Raw genomic sequence first — 18,567 nt, 5'->3', positions numbered from 1 at the left:
GCGCCACGGGTCAAGGACGGGGTGTTGAGTCTGGCTCTGGATGTCGGCGGTTTGGCGCCGGAGCGGCGCGATGCGGTGGCGGCGGCGATCCGTGAGGGCGGGTTGATGCTGCCGGGCGTTACGGACGTGCGCATCGCCATGACAGCCGAGCGCCGGGCACCACGCATCATCGCCGTGGCGTCGGGCAAGGGTGGGGTCGGTAAATCGACGCTGTCGGCCAATCTGGCCATTGCCCTGTCGCGATTGGGGCACAAGGTGGGGCTGGTCGATGCCGACATTTATGGTCCATCCCAGGCACGCTTGCTTGCCAGCGAGGACCAGAAGCCACAAGCCCGTGACAAACGCCTCTTTCCGGTCGAAAGCCCGCTCGGCATCCCGATGCTGTCGATGGCGCATCTGGTCGATCCGGGCAAGGCGCTGGCCTGGCGCGGGCCGATGGTTGGCAATGCGCTGGGGCAGTTGATCGACGCGGACTGGGGCGATACCGACCTGCTGGTCATCGACCTGCCACCGGGAACCGGCGACATCCAGTTGACGATGCTCCAGAAATACAAGCCGGCGGGGGCGGTCATCGTCTCCACGCCGCAGGATCTGGCGTTGATGGATGCGACGCGCGCGATCAGCCTGTTTGAGCAAGCACAGGTGCCGATGATCGGTCTGGTCGAAAATATGGCAGGCTATGCCTGTCCGCATTGCGGCGAGGTGTCGGATCCCTTTGGCTGTGGTGGCGCGGAAGCGGCGGCGGCCGAACTGGGCCTGTCCTTCATCGGACGGATTCCGCTGGCGATCGACATTCGCCGTCGGTCCGATGCAGGTGATCCACCGGCCGCGGGGGAGGGTGTCCACGCCGATGCCTTCCGCGCTGTGGCCGAACGGGTCGCTGCCTGGTTGCAAAAGGCGGCGTGATTTTACAGGCGGCGACGCCGCCTTGTCCCCGCAGGCGGACAACGGTGTCGCAAAGACCGTTCGGGAATCCGGCGTAAGCGGGCGCACTTGTCCGCTGCTATTGCCCTGCCCATATCGGGCGGCCGAACAGGAGGATTGCCCCATGCCGCTCAATGCCGCGCAGGATATCGCCAATCTGCTCAACGAAACCCGTACGATCGCTCTTGTCGGCATTTCCGACCGGCCTGACCGGCCAAGCTACGCTGTCATGAAGACCCTGCAGGATCACGGCTATCGCGTGCTGCCGGTTAATCCCCAGATTGCGGGCGAACATGTGCATGGCGAATTTGTCTGGGATCGCCTGTCAGACATTGGCGTATCGATCGACATGGTCGACATTTTCCGACGCAGCGAGGCGGCGGGGGAAGTCGTCGATCAGGCGATCGCGGCTGGCGCGAAATCGGTGTGGATGCAATTGGGGGTCATCGATCCTGATGCTGCCGCCCGCGCCGAAGCCGCCGGCCTCAAAGTGGTGATGGACTATTGTCCCGCAATCGAGATCCGGCGGCTTGGCCTCTTGCCTATAGCTGCGGATTAGCGCTTTGCAGCGCGGCTGCGCCAATCTATCAGGCAGGGCATGGGGCGCACACCGCAGAAGCGACGCAAAGACAGAGGACTAGACCGGCGTACCTTGCTCGTGGGCGGCGGTGGCGTGGCAGGCTTGCTGGTCGCCTGGGCGGCATGGCCGCGCAGTTACAAGCCCAACCTCAATGCCGCCGCCGGCGAACATGTCTTCGATGCCTTTTTGAAGATCGATCGTGCCGGTCAGGTCATCGTCATCGTGCCGCAGACCGAAATGGGGCAGGGTGTGACCACGGTCCTGCCGCAGATACTGGCCGATGAACTGGGGGCTGATTGGCGCACGGTTGCGGTGCAAAGCGCGCCAATCAGCCCGCTCTACGCCAATAGCTTGCTGGCGCGCGAATGGTTGGCGAGCGACTGGACGCGGGTGGCGGGTGATGCCGGCCAATGGGCGATCGATCAATATGCCGTTCGTCGCGCGCTGATGCTGACCGGCGGTGGTACGTCGGTGCCGATGTTCCATGATGCCTATCGCCAGGCGGGCGCGGCGGCGCGCGTCCTGCTGTGCAAGGTGGCGGCGGCGCGCTGGGGCGTGCCCTGGGAAAGCTGCGACATTCAGGACGGCATCATCTCGGACGGTGGTGAGCGCCGGTTGCGGCTGGGCGAGGCCGTGGACGATGCGGCGACCTTCTCCCTGCCCGACATCCTGCCCCTCCGGCAGGGCAATGACGGCCGGTTGGCGGGGCAGGACCTGCCTCGCCTCGATACGCCGTCCAAGTTGGATGGCAGTCACAATTTCGCGGCTGACGTCCGCCTGCCGGACATGCTGTTCGCTTCCATTCGCCAGGGGCCGATCGGCGACGCGACGTTGAAGAGCGCAAACGACAATGCGGCCAAGGCGGTGACGGGCTTTTTGAAGCTGGTCCGGACCGACCGCTGGATCGCGGCAGTCGGCACCAACTGGTGGGCGGCGAACAAGGCGCTCGACTTGATCGATCCGGCCTTCACTCTGATTGGCAAGCCGGTCGACAGCGGCGGCATCGATGCCGCGCTGGAGGATGCTTTTTCGAGCGATGCGGGGCGGCGGCTCTACACTCAGGGCGATTTGTCGCCGGTGTTCGAGAAGGCGACGATACTGGCCAGCGAATATCAGGTCGATCCCGGCCTGCACCTGTCGATCGAGCCTATGTGCGCCACTGCGCGGGTGGCGGACGGCATGGCGGAGGTCTGGATGGCGACGCAGGCGCCCGGCTTGGCCCGCGCGGCGATTGCCGATGCGCTGGGCCTCGCGGATGATGCGGTGACGCTCTACCCGTTGCAGGCCGGTGGTTCTTTCGGGCGGCGCATGGATTGGGAGGCAGGCGTCCAGGCCGCCCTGATCGCGCGCGACATGGGGCGGCCGGTGCAACTGCTCTGGTCACGTCTGGAAGATGTAATCCAGGACCGCCCTGGCGCGCCTGCCCATGCGCGCATGGCGGCCAAGCTCGGCCGCAATGGGGCGATCGAGGGCTGGCTGGCAAAGGTGGCGGCCCCTTGCGCCATGACCCAGACCTGGGCGCGCATTGCCGATGGCAGGCTGCCGCACGAGGCGGCGGCGGACGCTGGGGACAAGGCGACCCGGCTTGCCGTGGCCGGCATGGTTCCCCCCTATGCCATTCCCAACTGGGCGGTCGATCATTATCCCGCCGATGTCGGCCTGCCGCTTGGCTTCGTGCGCGGGAATGCCCATCTGCATGGCGCCTTCTTCACCGAAAGCTTCGTCGACGAGCTTGCCCGCATGGCGGGGATCGAGGCGATGTCCTTCCGTATCCAGATGCTGGGGGGCAATCCACGCCTGGCACATTGCCTGTCCACCGCCGCCGCCATGGGCGGCTGGCAGGGGGGGATTGCCGGCAGCGGGCAGGGGCTTGCCGCGCACATGATGAACGGCACCTATGCGGCGCTGATGGTGGAGGCGGCGATCGAAGGCAATAAGCTGACCGTCAGCCGTATGGTCGCAGCGGTCGATTGCGGTGACCAGGTCAATCCCGACATCGCCCGGCAACAGATTGAAGGGGGGCTGATTTATGGCCTGGCGCTCGCCATGGGCGCGTCCGTTCCCTATCAACAGGGCATGCCGACGCGCGCCATGCTGGGGCGTATGAACCTGCCGCGCCTTGGCGATATTGGTGAAGTGACTGTGGAACTGATCCGCAGCACGGCAGATCCGGCCGGGGTCAGCGATCTTGCCGCGCCACTGGCCGCTCCGGCGATCGCCAATGCGCTCTTTACCGTAACCGGCCAGCGGTTTCGCAGCTTGCCGTTGATGGGGAATGCCTGATGCTCTCGGTCGATCACCCCGTTTTCCCCACCGGAAAAGTTGGCGTGCTGCTTCTCAATCTCGGGACGCCGGACGCACCGGATACCAGGTCGGTGCGTCGCTATCTGGCCCAGTTTCTGTCTGATCCACGTGTCGTCGAAATTCCGAGGATCGTCTGGCAGCCGATCCTGCGCGGCGCTATTCTGACCACGCGGCCCAGAAAATCCGCCCATGCCTATCAACAGGTGTGGATGCCCGATGGATCGCCGCTGGCCGTCTACACCCGGGACACGGCCGTCGCGCTGCAACAGGCGATGGGGCAGGATGTCGTGGTCGATTGGGCGATGCGCTACGGCAATCCCGCGATTGCCGACCGGCTGAAGGAGATGCAGGCGCAGGGATGTGATCGCATCCTGTTGGCCCCGCTCTATCCCCAATATTCCGCTGCTACGACGGCGACGGCGCTTGATGCCGCGTTCGCTGCGATGGCGCGGATGCGCTGGCAGCCCTCGATACGGACCTTGCCGCCCTATCCCGAAGACCCGGCCTATATCGAGGCATTGGCGCAATCGATCGCCGGGCATCTGGCGCGCCTTGACTTCGCACCGGATGCACTGCTCGCCAGCTTTCACGGCATGCCGGAGCGGACATTGCGTCTGGGGGACCCCTATTATTGCCACGCAGTGCGAACCGCAGAGCGGCTGGGCGAGGTCTTGCCGTTGCCGGTGCATCTGAGCTTTCAATCGCGTTTTGGCCGGGCCAGATGGCTGGAGCCGGAGACCGAGGCGACGCTCACCAGACTGGTGAAGGAAGGTGTCCGCAATGTTGCTGTCGTGACACCAGGATTCGCGGCGGATTGCCTTGAAACCCTAGAGGAAATCGCGCTCCGGGCGAAAGCGGTTTTTTTGGCGGAAGGTGGCGAAAAATTTGCCTTTTTGCCCTGTCTAAACGCATCGCCGGAGGCTATCACCCTCTATCAGCGGCTGGTCGGCCGCGAACTTGCAGGTTGGGTTGACCAACGGTCTAAGGCAGGAGAGGACAGGGCATGTCGAGAGTAGCGATCGTGACCGGCGGAACGCGGGGTATCGGCGAAGCCATCAGCCTGGCGCTCCGGGAACTGGGTTATACGGTGGCTGCGAATTATGCCGGCAATGACGACAAGGCCCGCGCCTTCACCGATGCGACCGGCATACAGGCTTTCAAATGGGATGTTGGCGATCATCAGGCTTGCCTGGATGGTTGTGCGTCGGTGGCTGAGACGCTTGGCCCTGTCGACATCGTCGTCAACAATGCCGGCATTACCCGCGACGGCGTGCTGGCCAAGATGAGCTTCGACGACTGGAACGAGGTGATGCGCATCAACCTTGGCGGTTGTTTCAACATGGCCAAGGCAACCTTTGGTGGCATGCGCGAACGCGGCTGGGGCCGGATCGTGAATATCGGATCGATCAATGGCCAGGCCGGTCAATATGGCCAGGTCAATTATGCCGCCGCGAAATCGGGTATTCACGGTTTCACCAAGGCCCTGGCGCAGGAAGGCGCCAAATATGGCGTTACCGTCAATGCGATCGCCCCGGGCTATATCGACACCGACATGGTTGCTGCCGTGCCGGCGCCGGTACTGGAAAAGATCGTAGCCAAGATTCCGGTCGGCCGTCTCGGTCAGGCCAATGAAATCGCGCGCGGCGTCGCTTTCTTCTGCAGCGAAGATGGCGGCTTCGTGACGGGCAGCACGCTGTCGATCAACGGCGGCCAGCACATGTACTGATGCGACGGGGCGTCGCTTCCGATGGCGCGTCCGCGCCCGGGGCGTCGCCCTTCGCTCCTCCGGTCAAGCGCAGCGTCACGATCGCCGGGCACCAGACCGCCATCAGTCTGGAACCCATTTTCTGGCAGGCGCTGCGTGCCGCGGCCGTGCAGGCTGACTTGCCCGTCAATGCGCTGATCGCGCGCATCGATGTGGCTCGGATGGCGGTCGATGATCCGCCTAACCTGGCCAGTGCCATACGGTCCTGGCTTTTTGCCCGATTGGCGGGAAACGAAACGCTGTCGCCTTGATGCGGACATCAGCCATGGCGGTGTCGGACGGTGCGACGTTACCGGCAATCCATCATTGCTATTGGGTTTCTTCCTTACTTCTACGATCCTGCAAAATGCGCTACGGGCTGCGAATGAAATTGATTCGCATTATGGATCACGGTATCGCGATTGGCGCGTAAAGGGACGGAGGTCGGGAATGCTGCAAGCGGCACAGGGCAGGGCGGATGCCTTCGCCACCGAGCCCGTCGAGATCGGCGCGGATCGTCCGGCTGCGGCACAGCCCGTTTTTCATGCGCGGCCCATGGAATCCCCGACGGAACGCTACGGCATGCGCAAGCGTCCGAATATGCCGGTGGTTCTGGGCATCCTTGCCGTCCATGCCTTGTTGATCGGGGCGTTGATCCAGGTCCGCAATCATGTCGCGCGGGCCGAGGAAGCGAAGTTGACGGTCGTCAACCTGTCGCCGCCGCCCCCGCCGCCTGCCGCCGAAGCACCGCCTCCGCCGCCGTCCCAGCCACAGATTGTGGCGCCGCCGCCGATTGTGCAGACACCGGCGCCACCGGTCCAGATCATGACGACGCCCGATCCGGCACCTGCGCCATCACCGGCCGTCACATCCTCGGTTCCGGCGCCATCCGCACCGGCAGCGCCAACGGTGTCGGTCGCAGCGCCCTCTGTTCTCCAGGCCGGTGACATCGGTGCCCAGATGGTCGCGGGGAAGCCGCCGCGCTATCCGATCGACAGCCGTCGCGAGCGGGAACAGGGAACGGTCGTGCTCGCGCTTGTTGTCGGCATCGACGGTGCGGTCGAAAGCATCGGCATCAGCCGGAGCAGCGGCTTTACCCGTCTCGACGATGCGGCGCGCGATGCGGTCAAGCATTGGCGGTGGCGACCGATCGTTCGCGATGGACAGGCCGTGCGCGTGAAGGGCGTGGTTGAAATTCCGTTTGTGTTGCGCTCCGAAAGCGCCTGACAGAGCCGGCGCCATACCGCCATCATCGACTGATCATAGCGCCGTCATGTCCCGACCGCGAGGGAAGGGTCGGCACAGGAGTTTCATATGCTGACCGTCATTCCCGACCTGCTTGATTCGGCAGCGATCGGTGCCGTGCGTAGCCTCATCGACCAGGCGGAATGGGTCGATGGTAACATCACCTCAGGCTATCAGTCGGCATTGGCCAAGCGGAACCTGCAACTGCCCGAGGATGCGCCTGCGGCCAGGCAGGCGGGGCAAATCATCCTCGATGCCCTGGGCCGTTCGCCTCTGTTCATTGCTGCGGCGCTGCCGCTCAAGATATTCCCGCCGCTGTTCAACAGCTATGCTGGAGGTCAGGCCTTCGGCGTGCATGTCGACAATGCAGTACGTATCCAGGCTGGCACCGGCTTTCGTGTGCGTTCCGATCTGTCGATCACGGTCTTTCTGGAAGAGCCCGATGCCTATGATGGCGGGGAGTTGACGATAGAGACCAATTTTGGCGTGCAGCAGGTTAAATTGCCAGCCGGGCAGGCCGTGCTCTATCCATCTTCCTCGCTCCATCGGGTCGAGCCGGTGACGCGTGGGCGCCGCGTGGCGAGCTTCTTCTGGCTTCAGTCGATGATCCGCGATGATGGCGCGCGCCAACTGCTGTTCGATCTCGACCGTAGTGTGCAGGGGACGGCGCTCGAACTGGGACAGGATCATGCGGAGGTGATCCGGCTGACCGGCGTCTATCACAATTTGCTGCGGCGTTGGGCGGAGGCCTGACGCTCCGCTACGGTCTTGGCTTGGCCGATCATAAGCGCTAGAGGGCCATCCAACATCAAGAGTCGGACCGACGTTCGACACCAACCTGCTCCCGAGCAAGGTGGTGCCTCCTGAAGGAGGGATGTGGCCGGACCGGCAACAAACGGGACCAACCGCCGCAGTTACGTCGATACGAATCCTGGTGCAGGCCCGGAAAGGATCGGTACGTGACAAGAGAAGCCCAGCAGTTTGCAAGCGACAATTATGCGGGCATTTGCCCGGAGGCGATGGCGGCAATGACGGCCGCCAATCAAGGGTCGGCCGTCGCATATGGCGATGACGAATGGACCCAGCGGGCGGCGGATGCCTTTCGCACATTGTTCGACACCGATTGCGACGTCTTCTTCGTTTTCAACGGAACGGCCGCCAATTCCCTGGCGCTCGCTTCGCTATGCCAGTCCTACCACAGCGTCATCTGTGCCTCGTCGGCGCATGTGGAAACCGACGAGTGCGGGGCACCGGAATTCTTCTCGAATGGCTCCAAGCTGCTGGTCGCGCCTTCGATCGACGGCAAGTTGACGCCTGAGGCGATCCGCGCGCTCGCCAGCAGTCGTTCCGACATTCACTTCCCCAAGCCACGAGTCGTCACCATTACCCAGCCGACCGAAACCGGGCAGGTCTATACGGTGGAAGAGGTTCGGGCGATTTCGGCGGTATGCCGGGAGCTGGGGTTGAAATTGCACATGGACGGTGCCCGTTTCGCCCATGCCTGTGCGGCATTGGATTGCCTCCCCGCCGCCATTACATGGCAGGCGGGCGTAGACGTCCTGTGCTTTGGGGGAACCAAGAACGGCATGGCGGTGGGCGAGGCGATCCTCTATTTTGATCGCAGTCTGGCGATCGATTTCGACTATCGGTGCAAGCAGGCTGGGCAATTGGCCTCCAAGATGCGCTTCCTGTCGGCGCCCTGGACGGGCTTGCTGGAAACCGGCGCATGGTTGCGTAATGCGCAGCATGGCAATGCCTGCGCGCAGCGGCTTGCGGACCATGTGTCTGGCCTGGATTCGCTGCGCCTGATCTTTCCGGTCCAGGCCAATTCAGTGTTCCTGGAAGCGCCATCAGCGATACTCGACGGCCTGCGCGCACGCGGCTGGCGCTTCTACACGTTTATTGGCGGCGGTGCCCGTTTCATGTTTGCGTGGGATGCTCAGATCGCGCGGGTCGATGCGCTCGGACGCGATCTGCGGGCACTGGCTATGGCGCAGGTCGATGACCGCATCCCGGCCTAGAATATTGCGCGAAGGGCTGGGACAAAGCAAAACCCCGGCGCAAGGGAACGCCGGGGCCACTGGTAGTTGAGTGTCCCGGCGAGGGGGATAGCCGGAACATCCTATAAATGGGGATGGTCAATGCCGTTTCAAGCCGCCGCCGGAAATTTGCGCATGGACCCCCCTGTGCCTCTTCGCGGGGAGCGCGTCAGTCCAGCATCGCCGCGAGGGCAGGGGTCATATATTCCAGCCCGCACGTGCCATCGCGCCGGATCAGTCGCGCGGCCAGGCCGTGGCGGGTGGCCAGGGCCATGCCCTTTTCATGCCCGAGGACAAGGATCGCGGTCGCCCAGGCATCGGCCAGCATCGCGCTTTCATGCAACACGGTGACCGACGCGATGCCATTGTCGACCGGAGTGGCGGAGGCGGGATCGATGCTGTGTGACAGGCGCCGGCCTCCCTCCAGGCGAAAGCGGCGATAGTCACCCGATGTCGCGACCGACAGGCCGCAAAGGGCGACGCGCAAAACGGGAAGCGACAGGTCGACCGGCGTTTCGATATCGACCCACCAGGGCTGGATATCGGGCTTCACGCCTTCGCCGCGCAGTTCGCCGCCAATTTCAACCAGGAAGTTGGTCAGGTCTAGCGCGCGCAACCGGACGGCGACCGCATCGACGGCATAGCCTTTGGCAATGCCGGAAAAGTCGAGGGCGACGTCGGCGGTGCGCCGGGCGTAATCCCCGTCCAGTTCTATACATGTCCAGGGTGCCAGCGAGGATCTTGCAGTACCGCCGGCCAGGACCGGGCCAAAGCCCCAGCGGGCGACCAGGCCGCCGATGGCCGGATCGAAAGCGCCGCCCGACAGGCGCGCCATGGCCAGGCCGGCACGCAACACGCCCATCATTGCGGGCGGCAGCATGACCCACTGGCCGATCGGGCTGCGATTGAAGCGGCTGATGTCGGACCCTGCCTCCCAATTGCTCATCTCGCCGATGACGGCGGTGAGAACGGCCTCGATCCGGGCCTGACAGTCTGCCGGCGGGTCGACGATATGGGCTGACCAACTGCTGCCCATGGTCGGGCCGCCATAGGCGACGATGGCGCCCTGGCGCTGGCGCCCGGCAAATTGCGCGGGCGACAGGCCGGGCGCTATCGCGATCCGGATAGGTGTCGGGCTAGGCTGCGTCAGGGCGCCAGCACTTCCAATGTCGTGATGTAGGAAGCGCGGTTTTGGGGCGGGCCGACCGGTGCGGCCGGCGGTCCACCCTCTGCGCCACCGGGCTTGCCACCCTGCGCGCCGGGGCCACCAGGGCCACCTTCGCGGCCACCGCCGGTGCTGGCGTTCAGCCAGTACATACCGGGTTGGCCCCATTTGACAGCCAGCTTGCCGTCCTTGTCGGTGGTGAGGTCCATTTGGCCCAGCGCATCGCGATAGCGGATGCCACCGGGGATGACGGTGACCTTGAGACCGGCCGCCGGCTTGCCGTCGAGCAGGAACTGGAAGGTGGCGGTTTCGCCGGCTACCAGGTCATTGGGATGGGTGACCGGAACCAGCTCGATGCCGACGCCGGTCGGTTTGAAGAGGGTCGTGGTTGGCGCGCCCAGCGTCACGAAAATCTCGTTGCGGTTGCTCGCTTCGGCGGTCTGGACATTGGTGGCGCCGGCGGGGATCGCCTGCGCCAGAGTGGCCTTGGTGGTGCCGCGCGGCAGGCGTTCCTGCTTGCCGTTGAGGGTGTAGCTGCCCATGAGCATCGTCGACACATTGGCGATACGATAGGTGCCCGGCTTGGTCAGATGCACATCGAAGGTCGAGCGATATTTGCCGGTGGCGGCATTTTCGATCTTGCCGGTGGTGCCATCGGGCTCGGTCACGGTGATGCCGTCGGTGCGCATCGGGAAATGTTCGAAATAGAAGAGGTCGTTGGAGACCGCCGCATCCACCGTCACCCAGCTATCGGTGCCCGACAGGGTGGTGGAGGAGGGCAGCATCCACTGACGGTGTGCTTGCGCCGCGCCGGAGAGCATCAGGGCTGCGAGTGCGCCCGCGATCAGATATTTGGCTTTCATGGTCTTCATCCCCTGTTATTTGCCGAAGCTGACGCTGACGGCGCCGAGTTCGCTGCTGCCCTGTGCCTTGACCGTGGCGCCCGGCTTTGGCGGCCAGGTGAAGGGCAGGCGGACCAGCTCGCGGCCACCGACCTCACGGGCGGCCTCCACGACCAGCGTGTAGTTGCCCGGGCCGAGCGCGCCGAGCGGGCCCTTGCCAGCGGTGAAGGCGATCTTCTGGTCGCCCGGTGCACGGGTCGCGCCCGATACGCCATCGGCCGGGAAGCTCATCGTGCGGCCCGACACGCGCCACCATTGGCGGATGTCGCGCAGCCACTTGGTGCCTTCGCCCTTACCCTTGTCGACATCGTACCAGACCGCCAGGGTGCGGGGGGCAGCGCCTTCCTTCTCCAGCCAGATGGCGACATAGGGGCGATGATATTCGGCAACCGACAGGCGCGGGATATTGACCGTGACGTTCATCGTCTGCGCGGTGGCCGGGACGGCGAGCGCACCGGTGGCGCCGAGCGCGACGCTGCCGGACAGGAGCAATTTATGGCTGGTCTGCATGAGGTGATCGTCCCCCTTAATGGATGAAGATGATGGCGAGGAGCGCAGGCAGGGCAAGGCCGATCGCGACCAGCGGCCAGGTGCTTGGTCGCTTGGCGGCATGGAGCTGGAGCAGCAGCAGGCCAGTCAGCGCAAACAGGAAACAGGCGATCGCGAAAATGTCGATGAACCATTTCCACACTGCGCCGGCATTGCGGCCCTTGTGCAGGTCGTTGAGATAGCTGACCCAGCCACGGCTGGTCGATTCGCTCGTCACCGCGCCGTCATGGCGGTCGATCGACACCCAGCCATCGCCACCCGGCCGAGGCAGGGCGAGATAGACTTCATCTGCTGACCATTCCGCTTCGCCTGCGCCGCTCTGGCCGATTTCCTTTTCAACCCATTGGGCGATCGGGGCGGGCAGCGGCTTCTTGGCATCGGGCGCGTCGTCGGCGGCCACAAGCTTCAGCAGCGGCGCGGGAAGGACGGCATTCTTCTCGACCGTCTGGGGCGAAGCCTCGACATCGGCGGCGTGATTGAGGGTGATGCCGGTGAAGGCGAAGAGCAAAAGGCCGATCAGGCTGATCGCCGAACTCACCCAATGCCAGGTGTGCAACTGCTTCAGCCAAAAAGCCTTGGCGCTCTTCTTTTTCTTGGTCTGGGCGCGGGCGGGGGCGTGCATCGAAGCGGCGACGAATCCTGTGGGAAATGAGGTGGCCCGAATAACGCGAACGACTCGCAATTGCAAACCTGTCGATACCGCCAAATTGTATCAAAATGTAAGAGGGCGGGGAACAGAAAGGCCGGGATGCTCGTCTGCTTCGGGGCTCTGCTCTTGACGGGTCCGGCAAGCGCCCCTAGCGACGATCGCTTGGACCCCGCCCGGACCGGTTATCCACTGCAGGATCGCGCCCAATTCCATCCGGTCCGTTCCGGCATGGCTGTTGGCTGGATTCGCACCCAAGGTGCGATCAGCCGTGACGAAGGACTTAAGAATGCTGCTGTCGGCTGCCGCCACGGGAATGATGATGATGGGTGTGCAGGCCGATGTGCCGGCCGCCGTGCCTGCGCTGCCCCCGCCTGCGCTGTCGGAGGCTGCCTCCGCGCCGGATGCCCCTGCCATTGCGCCGTCTGCGGACCAGGCCGGCGTCGCCCAACAGTCGGCCCAGCCAGCCCAGCCGGTCAGCCCTGAGCCGGCCGCGCCGCCGCTGGGTGTTCCTGCCGCTGGTCTTGTCGCGCCGCCGGTGGGTCAGGTGAACGGCGCCGAGGCGCAGAATGAGATCGTCGTCACTGGCGACAAGAAGGTACCCGGCGATCCGCTCTCGCAGGTCAATGAACAATCGTTCGAGGCGGTGCAGGCGGTCGACAAGGCAGTGGTCGAACCGGTCGCTCATGCCTATCGCGACGGCGTGCCGCATCCCGCGCGCAAGGGGTTGCGCAACTTCTTCCGCAATCTGCAGGAACCGGTGGTGGCGGTCGCCTATCTGCTGCAGTTCAAGCCTGGCAAGGCGGCGGAGACGGTCGGTCGCTTTGCGATCAATTCGACACTGGGCTTTGTCGGCCTGTGGGATGTCGCCAAGCGCAAACCCTTCTATCTGCCCTATCGCCCGAACGGCGTGGCCAACACGCTCGCCTTTTACGGGGTTGGTCCCGGTCCCTTCTTCTATCTGCCGGTCGTGGGCGCGACCACATTGCGTGATCTGGTCGGCGACACGATCGACAATATCGCCTTTCCGATGGTGGTTGGACCGCCGCTCAACCGGCCAGCCTATGTCATTCCTTCGACCATTCTCGACCAGCTAGGCGAGCGCGTTGATCGCGATGAGAAGATCCAGCATCTGCGTGAGCAGGGTAATCCCTATGCGGCCTATCGCGAGGATTATCTTTATGAACGCGAGGCGGAAATTCACGCGCTGCACAGCAAGCGCTGGCAGGAAAAGCATCCGCTGTCACCGCCGCCGGCCTTCACCCAGGAAGAAGGCGCTCCGGGCGTGCCTGCCGTGCCCCAGGCTGCACCATCGGTTCCGGCGACCGCAGTGCCGGCCGCAGAACCGGCCGCGCCCGCGCCACAGCCTGTCCCGCCGGCTGTAAAGCCGCTGATGATCCAGCCCCTGCCTGCAGATCCACGCTGATATCGCGGTCATGCTAGCGAAAAAGGCGCCCGGTCACTGGACCGGGCGCCTTTTTTCTGTCGGACGACCGCGCCTTTCCCATGGGAAAGGCGCGGCCAGCCTTAGCGTCCCAGCAGTCCGCGTGCCTGTCCCGCAATCTCTGCGAGCATCGCGACATTGGGGGATGCGGCCGCCTTGGCGCGCTGGACCAGCGACCGGAACTGGCGAACGCGGGCACCCCGTTCGATCAGCCATTTTTCGACATGGTCCGACACATCCTTGCCCTTGCCCTGGGCCAGGAAGTCGAGCCGAACCTGTTGCATGTCACGGGCCACGCCGGAGATCAGCAGTCGTTCCCAGGGGTCGCTGGGTTCCATGCGGGCGGCAGCGGACTGGACCCAGTCGATACCCACCACTTCGCCCAGATGGGTGAAGGCGCGGGTCAGTGCTACCTCATCGACCTTGAGCTTGCCTGCGAGCGCGGCGATGCCGACTGCCCCGTCCAGCTTGAACAGGCCGGTCGTGCGGACCGCCAGCGTTTCGGGCGCGCCCAGGGCGAGCAACCGGTCGGTGGCCGCGCTCGTGCGGCGCAGTGCTTCGCTGGTCAACAGGTCGTCCACCTGCGCTGCCAGCGTACCGACACCGGCCGCCAATATGGCATGGCCGGCATCCGGCAAGGTGCCAGCGGGGACATTGCGCAATATGTCGGCGATCTGCGCGCGCATGCCGCTCGCTATATCGCTGAACAGGGCCAGGCGCGCGGCTTCGGACATTTCGGCTGCGTCGATATCGGTCCACAGCGTGTGGATGTCATAGAGCCGCTCCGCGATCAGGAAGGCGCTGGCGAGGTCGGCGAGCGAACAGCCCTCTTCTTCGGCTAGCTCGAACGGATGGACGATGCCCAGTCGGTTGACGATGCGATTGGCGACCTTGGTGGCGATAATCTCCTTCTTGAGCGCATGCTCGGCGATCGCCTTGGCTTCCTTTTTCTGCATGGCAAGCGGGAAGGCCGCAGCCAGTTCCGCGCCCATGCTGGCGTCGGTGGCCAGATCGCCATGTTCGATCGCATCCTGCAGGGCCAGCTTGGCGGTAGAGAGCAGCACCGCCAGTTCCGGGCGGGTTAGGCCCTGGCCATCCTGACCGCGCCGCAGCAACTGGTCATTGGCGGCCAGTCCCTCGACCTGGCGGTCGAGGCGCCCGGTTTCCTCGAACGTCTCGATCAGCCGGACATAGGAGGCAAGGTCGGCCGCGCCACCGCTTTCGGCGATCGACAAGCCCAGCGCCTGAAGCCGGTTATCCTCCAGCACGATCGCGCCGACCGCGTCGGTCATGCTTTCCAGCAGGGCGTTGCGCGTGTCGAAGGGCAGGCGGCCTTCCGCCATTTCCTTGTTCAGCGCGATCTTGATGTTGACCTCGTTATCCGAGCAGTCGACGCCGGCGCTATTGTCGATGAAGTCGGTATTGATGCGCCCGCCATGCAGCGAGAAGGCGATCCGCGCTGCCTGGGTCGTGCCCAGATTGGCGCCTTCGCCCACCACCTTGACGCGCAATTGTTCGGCATTGACGCGCAACCGGTCATTGGCCGGGTCGCCGACATCGCCATGGCTCTGTGCGGCCGCCTTTACATAGGTGCCGATGCCGCCGAACCACAGCAGGTCGTTGGGGCTCTTGAGGATGGCCGAGATGAGCGCGGTCGGCTCCATCTCGCTTTCGGTTACGCCGAGGATTTCCTGGACCTGCGGGGTGAGCGGGATCTTCTTGAGGCTGCGGGCGAACACGCCGCCGCCTTGCGAGATCAGCGACTTGTCATAATCTTCCCAGCTTGAGCGGGGCAGGGCGAACATGCGGTTGCGCTCGTCCCAGCTCTTGGCCGGATCGGGATCGGGATCCAGGAAGATGTGGCGATGGTCGAAGGCGGCGACCAGCTTGATCGCCTTGCTGAGCAGCATGCCGTTGCCGAACACGTCGCCCGACATGTCGCCGCAGCCCACGACCCTGACCGGTTCGCTCTGCACATCGACGCCCATTTCGGCGAAGTGGCGCTGGACGCTGATCCAGGCACCCTTGGCGGTGATCCCCATCGCCTTGTGGTCATAACCGTTGGATCCGCCGCTGGCGAAAGCGTCGCCCAGCCAGAAGTCATGGTCGAGCGCGATCGCATTGGCGACATCGCTGAAGGTCGCGGTGCCCTTGTCGGCGGCCACCACGAAATAGGGATCGTCGCCGTCATGGATGACGACCTGCGCGGGATGCTTGACCTTGTTCTTGACGATATTGTCGGTGACCGACAGCAGCGCGCGGATGAAGATGCGATAGCTTTCCGTGCCTTCGGCAAACCAGGCGTCACGGTCCAGTTGGGGACTTGGGAGTTGCTTGGGATAGAAGCCGCCCTTCGCGCCGGTTGGAACGATGACAGCGTTCTTGACACGTTGCGCCTTCATCAGGCCCAGGATTTCGGTACGGAAATCGTCACGCCGGTCGGACCAGCGCAAGCCGCCACGCGCAACCGGGCCGGCACGCAGGTGGATGCCTTCGACCCGCGGGCTGTATACCCAGATTTCGCGCCATGGCAGGGGTGCCGGCAGGCCGGGGACCAGCGCGCTGTCGATCTTGAACGCCAGCGCCTCGGTCGCTGCCGGTGCATAGAAATTGGTTCGCAGCGTTGCGGTGATGACGGCGCGGATCAGGCGCAGAACCCGGTCCTCGTCGATCGCGGTGACCTTTTCCAGCCCTTCGTCGATTGCCGCCTGCGCCTCGGCAGTGCGGGTCGCGCCATCCTTCATGGCGGGATCATGCAGGGCATCGAACAGGGCGATCAGATTGTGGGCCACCCCCTGTTCGCGGCGGAGGGTTTCCGCGAACGTCGCCATGCCATAGGCCATGCCGGTCTGGCGCAGATAGCCAAACAGGGCACGGAACAGCACGACCGCGCGCGGCGCGAAGCCGGCCGTCACGATCAGTTCGTTGAACCTGTCATTTTCGGCGACACCTTCGAGCACCTGGGCAATCGCTTCGGTGACGATCTCGGCGCGGGCGATCACATCTTCGGCATTGTCGCCGGCCGGCAATTCGAGGACGAAGCGCTGGACATGGCCAAGCGCACCGCCGTCGATCGGCGTCGTCATTTCATCGATCACCCGGAAGCCGAAATTCTCGAATGCAGGAACGACTTCGGACAGCGCGATCGCATCATGACTATAGAGTTTGAGGCGCAGCCGTTCATGCGCATCCTCGGGATTGCGATAGACGCGGATCGACTTATCGCCCGGGCCGGAAAGGCCATGGATCAGGCGGATATCGATCGCGGCCTCGGCGGGGCCTGCGCCGTTGCGATAGGCCATCGGGAAACCGGGCGCGAAACGCTGGGCCAGCGCGGCGGCACGGCCGGCGTCCTCGGTTTCGGCAAGCGCTTCCTCCACGGCGGGCAGCCAGCCACGGACCATCTGCTTGAGCTGTCGGTCGAGCGCTACATCGTCGGGCACGATGCCGCCGTCGCGCAGGTCGAGCGTGATGCGCAGCAGCGCCAGGCCGCCTTCCTCCAGCGCGATCGACCAACTCAACACCGGGCCATTAGCCGCCTTGGCCAACATGTCCTGCACCGCGACGCGGCGGGCCGTCGACAATTCGTCGCGCGGCAGCCAGGCGAAGGCATAGAGATGGCGGGCCAGCGCGCTGGTGGCGAGGACCAGCTTGGGACGCGGCCGGTCGGTCAGCGACATGAAGGTCAGCGCCAGATGCTCCAGCGTCTCGCGCTCGAAGCCGATCAGAATGTCGTGCGGCAAAGCCGTCAGGGCATGGGCCAGCGTCTTGCCGGCATGACCTGCCGGATCGAAACCGAACTTGTCCATCAGGGTGGACAGGGCCGACCGCAACAGCGGCACCTTTTCCGGCGATGCGGCCAGTGCGGCGCTGGTCCACATGCCGGCATGGATCGACAGGCCGGTCACCTCTTTGCCGGCACGCACCGGCAGGATGATGAGGTCCAGCAACACGCCGCGATGGACGCGAGAGAGGATGTTCGATTTGATGATCAGCGGCGTGCGCTTGCCTTCCTCGAACCAGGTGAAGGCGGCATCGCGCGAGGCCGGCGCGATCAGCGCCTTGTCCCGCAGCGCGCAAATGCCCAGTCGCGCCTCGGTCGTGCCAGCGCGGCTACAGACTTCATGGCCGATCTGGGTGAAATGGCCGGCCAGGAACCAGCGCAGCAGGGCAGCGCCTTCGTCGTCGCTGACGGCATCCGCATCCGTTGCCATCGCCTGCTGCATGCTCGGCCAGTCCCGTACGGCGGCGCGTACGTCTTCCAGCATATCATGCAGTGCCTTTTCCAGCGCGCGCCGGGCCTTTGCATCGACACGATCGGCTTCGATATAGATCATCGATTCACGGCGGGCGCCGGGGGCGTCATCTTCCAGGATCGCGTTCAGCGCGCCATCGGTCGCACGGGCAACCGACAGGACCGGGTGTAGCAGGCGGTGGATGGTGATATCGGCTGCTGCCAGCGCATTGGCGATCGAATCGACCAGGAAAGGCATGTCGTCATTGATGAGCGCAATCCGCATGAAGCGGCCGGTCGCACCTTCGCCCAGTGTTTCGATGGCGATGCCCGGCTGACCGGCCTTGCGCCCATGTGCGGTGCAACCGAGAAAGGCTGCCGCGGCCGTTACCGCAGCAGCATCGAAGCCCTCGCTTTCGCCTGGTAATGCTCCACGGGCCAGCGCGCCTTCGAGCGCGTGACGAATGGATGAATCGACTTCCTTGATATTGGGGTCAGCCAGCGCCGTCATTCGCTTACCTCTTCGCCGCGGGGATATCCCGCCTTGTGCCGAAACGGAGGAGACGCTGAAACACCGCCAGACGACTCCCGTCTATGGCGCATCTATATGCCGGGCGATCGATTATGCCTCAACCCTGATTGTGAAATAAAGTGTCGCGTGTTTGAAATATTATGACGCACTGCAGCACGGCCGCTCCGCCCGCTTGAAAAGGCGGGAGGTGGCAAGGCGCACGCCGTTATCGGCCAGGGAACGGCTATTGTCGAGGCATGTTCCCCGTCATGCCATGCTA

General features: G+C 64.4%; 15 protein-coding genes and 1 riboswitch. Of the genes, 10 read left to right on the top strand and 5 right to left on the bottom strand.

The window, feature by feature from the left end:
- Nucleotides 1-138: 138 nt before the first annotated feature.
- From PMI04_RS18545 to PMI04_RS18505, 9 genes are all read left to right on the top strand, one after another.
- Complete coding sequence (locus tag PMI04_RS18545; RefSeq protein WP_238535926.1) at nt 139-906, top strand: Mrp/NBP35 family ATP-binding protein; 768 nt, start codon at nt 139-141, stop codon at nt 904-906.
- Between the two features lie 142 nt (nt 907-1,048).
- Nucleotides 1,049-1,483, top strand: a complete 435-nt coding sequence (locus PMI04_RS18540) for a CoA-binding protein (RefSeq protein WP_007710735.1) — start codon at nt 1,049-1,051, stop codon at nt 1,481-1,483.
- A 39-nt stretch (nt 1,484-1,522) separates the two neighbouring features.
- Entirely contained in the window at nt 1,523-3,787 is a 2,265-nt protein-coding gene (locus PMI04_RS18535; protein ID WP_007710736.1) for a molybdopterin cofactor-binding domain-containing protein, read from the top strand.
- Nucleotides 3,787-4,824 carry a ferrochelatase gene (gene hemH, locus PMI04_RS18530; protein ID WP_007710743.1) on the top strand — a complete coding sequence of 346 codons (1,038 nt, stop codon included), beginning with the start codon at nt 3,787-3,789 and terminating at the stop codon, nt 4,822-4,824. Before PMI04_RS18535 ends, hemH begins: the two co-directional genes overlap by 1 nt.
- Nucleotides 4,812-5,534, top strand: a complete 723-nt coding sequence (gene phbB, locus PMI04_RS18525; protein ID WP_007710745.1) for an acetoacetyl-CoA reductase — start codon at nt 4,812-4,814, stop codon at nt 5,532-5,534. Before hemH ends, phbB begins: the two co-directional genes overlap by 13 nt.
- Nucleotides 5,534-5,824 carry a ribbon-helix-helix domain-containing protein gene (locus tag PMI04_RS18520; protein WP_007710747.1) on the top strand — a complete coding sequence of 97 codons (291 nt, stop codon included), beginning with the start codon at nt 5,534-5,536 and terminating at the stop codon, nt 5,822-5,824. Before phbB ends, PMI04_RS18520 begins: the two co-directional genes overlap by 1 nt.
- A 178-nt stretch (nt 5,825-6,002) precedes the next feature.
- Entirely contained in the window at nt 6,003-6,779 is a 777-nt protein-coding gene (locus PMI04_RS18515) for an energy transducer TonB (protein WP_007710748.1), read from the top strand.
- 87 nt (nt 6,780-6,866) lie between these two features.
- A complete protein-coding gene (locus PMI04_RS18510) occupies nt 6,867-7,550 on the top strand; it encodes a Fe2+-dependent dioxygenase (RefSeq protein WP_007710750.1) in 684 nt (227 codons plus the stop codon).
- Nucleotides 7,551-7,597: 47 nt separating this feature from the next.
- Nucleotides 7,598-7,703, top strand: a riboswitch (SAM-I-IV-variant riboswitch).
- Between the two features lie 53 nt (nt 7,704-7,756).
- Nucleotides 7,757-8,818: a low specificity L-threonine aldolase gene (locus tag PMI04_RS18505; RefSeq protein WP_007710752.1), complete on the top strand. Its 1,062-nt coding sequence runs from the start codon at nt 7,757-7,759 to the stop codon at nt 8,816-8,818.
- A gap of 187 nt (nt 8,819-9,005) precedes the next feature.
- On the opposite strand, the gene PMI04_RS18500 is transcribed toward PMI04_RS18505, so the two are convergent.
- The 4 genes from PMI04_RS18500 to PMI04_RS18485 all read right to left on the bottom strand — a co-directional run bounded on the left by PMI04_RS18500 (nt 9,006) and on the right by PMI04_RS18485 (nt 12,074).
- Nucleotides 9,006-9,872: an FAD:protein FMN transferase gene (locus PMI04_RS18500; RefSeq protein WP_007710754.1), complete on the bottom strand. Its 867-nt coding sequence runs from the start codon at nt 9,870-9,872 to the stop codon at nt 9,006-9,008.
- 110 nt (nt 9,873-9,982) lie between these two features.
- The gene (locus tag PMI04_RS18495; protein ID WP_007710756.1) at nt 9,983-10,864 is read right to left on the bottom strand and encodes a DUF4198 domain-containing protein; all 882 of its coding nucleotides are present in this window, start codon (nt 10,862-10,864) and stop codon (nt 9,983-9,985) included.
- Between the two features lie 15 nt (nt 10,865-10,879).
- Nucleotides 10,880-11,413, bottom strand: coding sequence for a DUF2271 domain-containing protein (locus PMI04_RS18490; RefSeq protein ID WP_007710758.1), 534 nt, complete (start codon nt 11,411-11,413; stop codon nt 10,880-10,882).
- A gap of 16 nt (nt 11,414-11,429) precedes the next feature.
- On the bottom strand, nt 11,430-12,074 hold the full coding sequence (locus PMI04_RS18485; RefSeq protein ID WP_007710760.1) for a PepSY-associated TM helix domain-containing protein: 645 nt from the start codon (nt 12,072-12,074) through the stop codon (nt 11,430-11,432).
- A 313-nt stretch (nt 12,075-12,387) separates the two neighbouring features.
- On the opposite strand from PMI04_RS18485, the gene PMI04_RS18480 reads away from it, so the two are divergent.
- Nucleotides 12,388-13,524 (top strand): VacJ family lipoprotein, encoded by a 1,137-nt coding sequence (locus tag PMI04_RS18480; RefSeq protein WP_007710761.1) that lies wholly within the window; start codon nt 12,388-12,390, stop codon nt 13,522-13,524.
- A gap of 101 nt (nt 13,525-13,625) precedes the next feature.
- On the opposite strand, the gene PMI04_RS18475 is transcribed toward PMI04_RS18480, so the two are convergent.
- On the bottom strand, nt 13,626-18,287 hold the full coding sequence (locus PMI04_RS18475; protein WP_007710762.1) for an NAD-glutamate dehydrogenase domain-containing protein: 4,662 nt from the start codon (nt 18,285-18,287) through the stop codon (nt 13,626-13,628).
- Between the last annotated feature and the right edge of the window lie 280 nt (nt 18,288-18,567).

This window comes from Sphingobium sp. AP49, from assembly GCF_000281715.2.
Lineage (GTDB): Bacteria > Pseudomonadota > Alphaproteobacteria > Sphingomonadales > Sphingomonadaceae > Sphingobium.
This window is presented reverse-complemented; position numbering and strand designations above follow the sequence as displayed.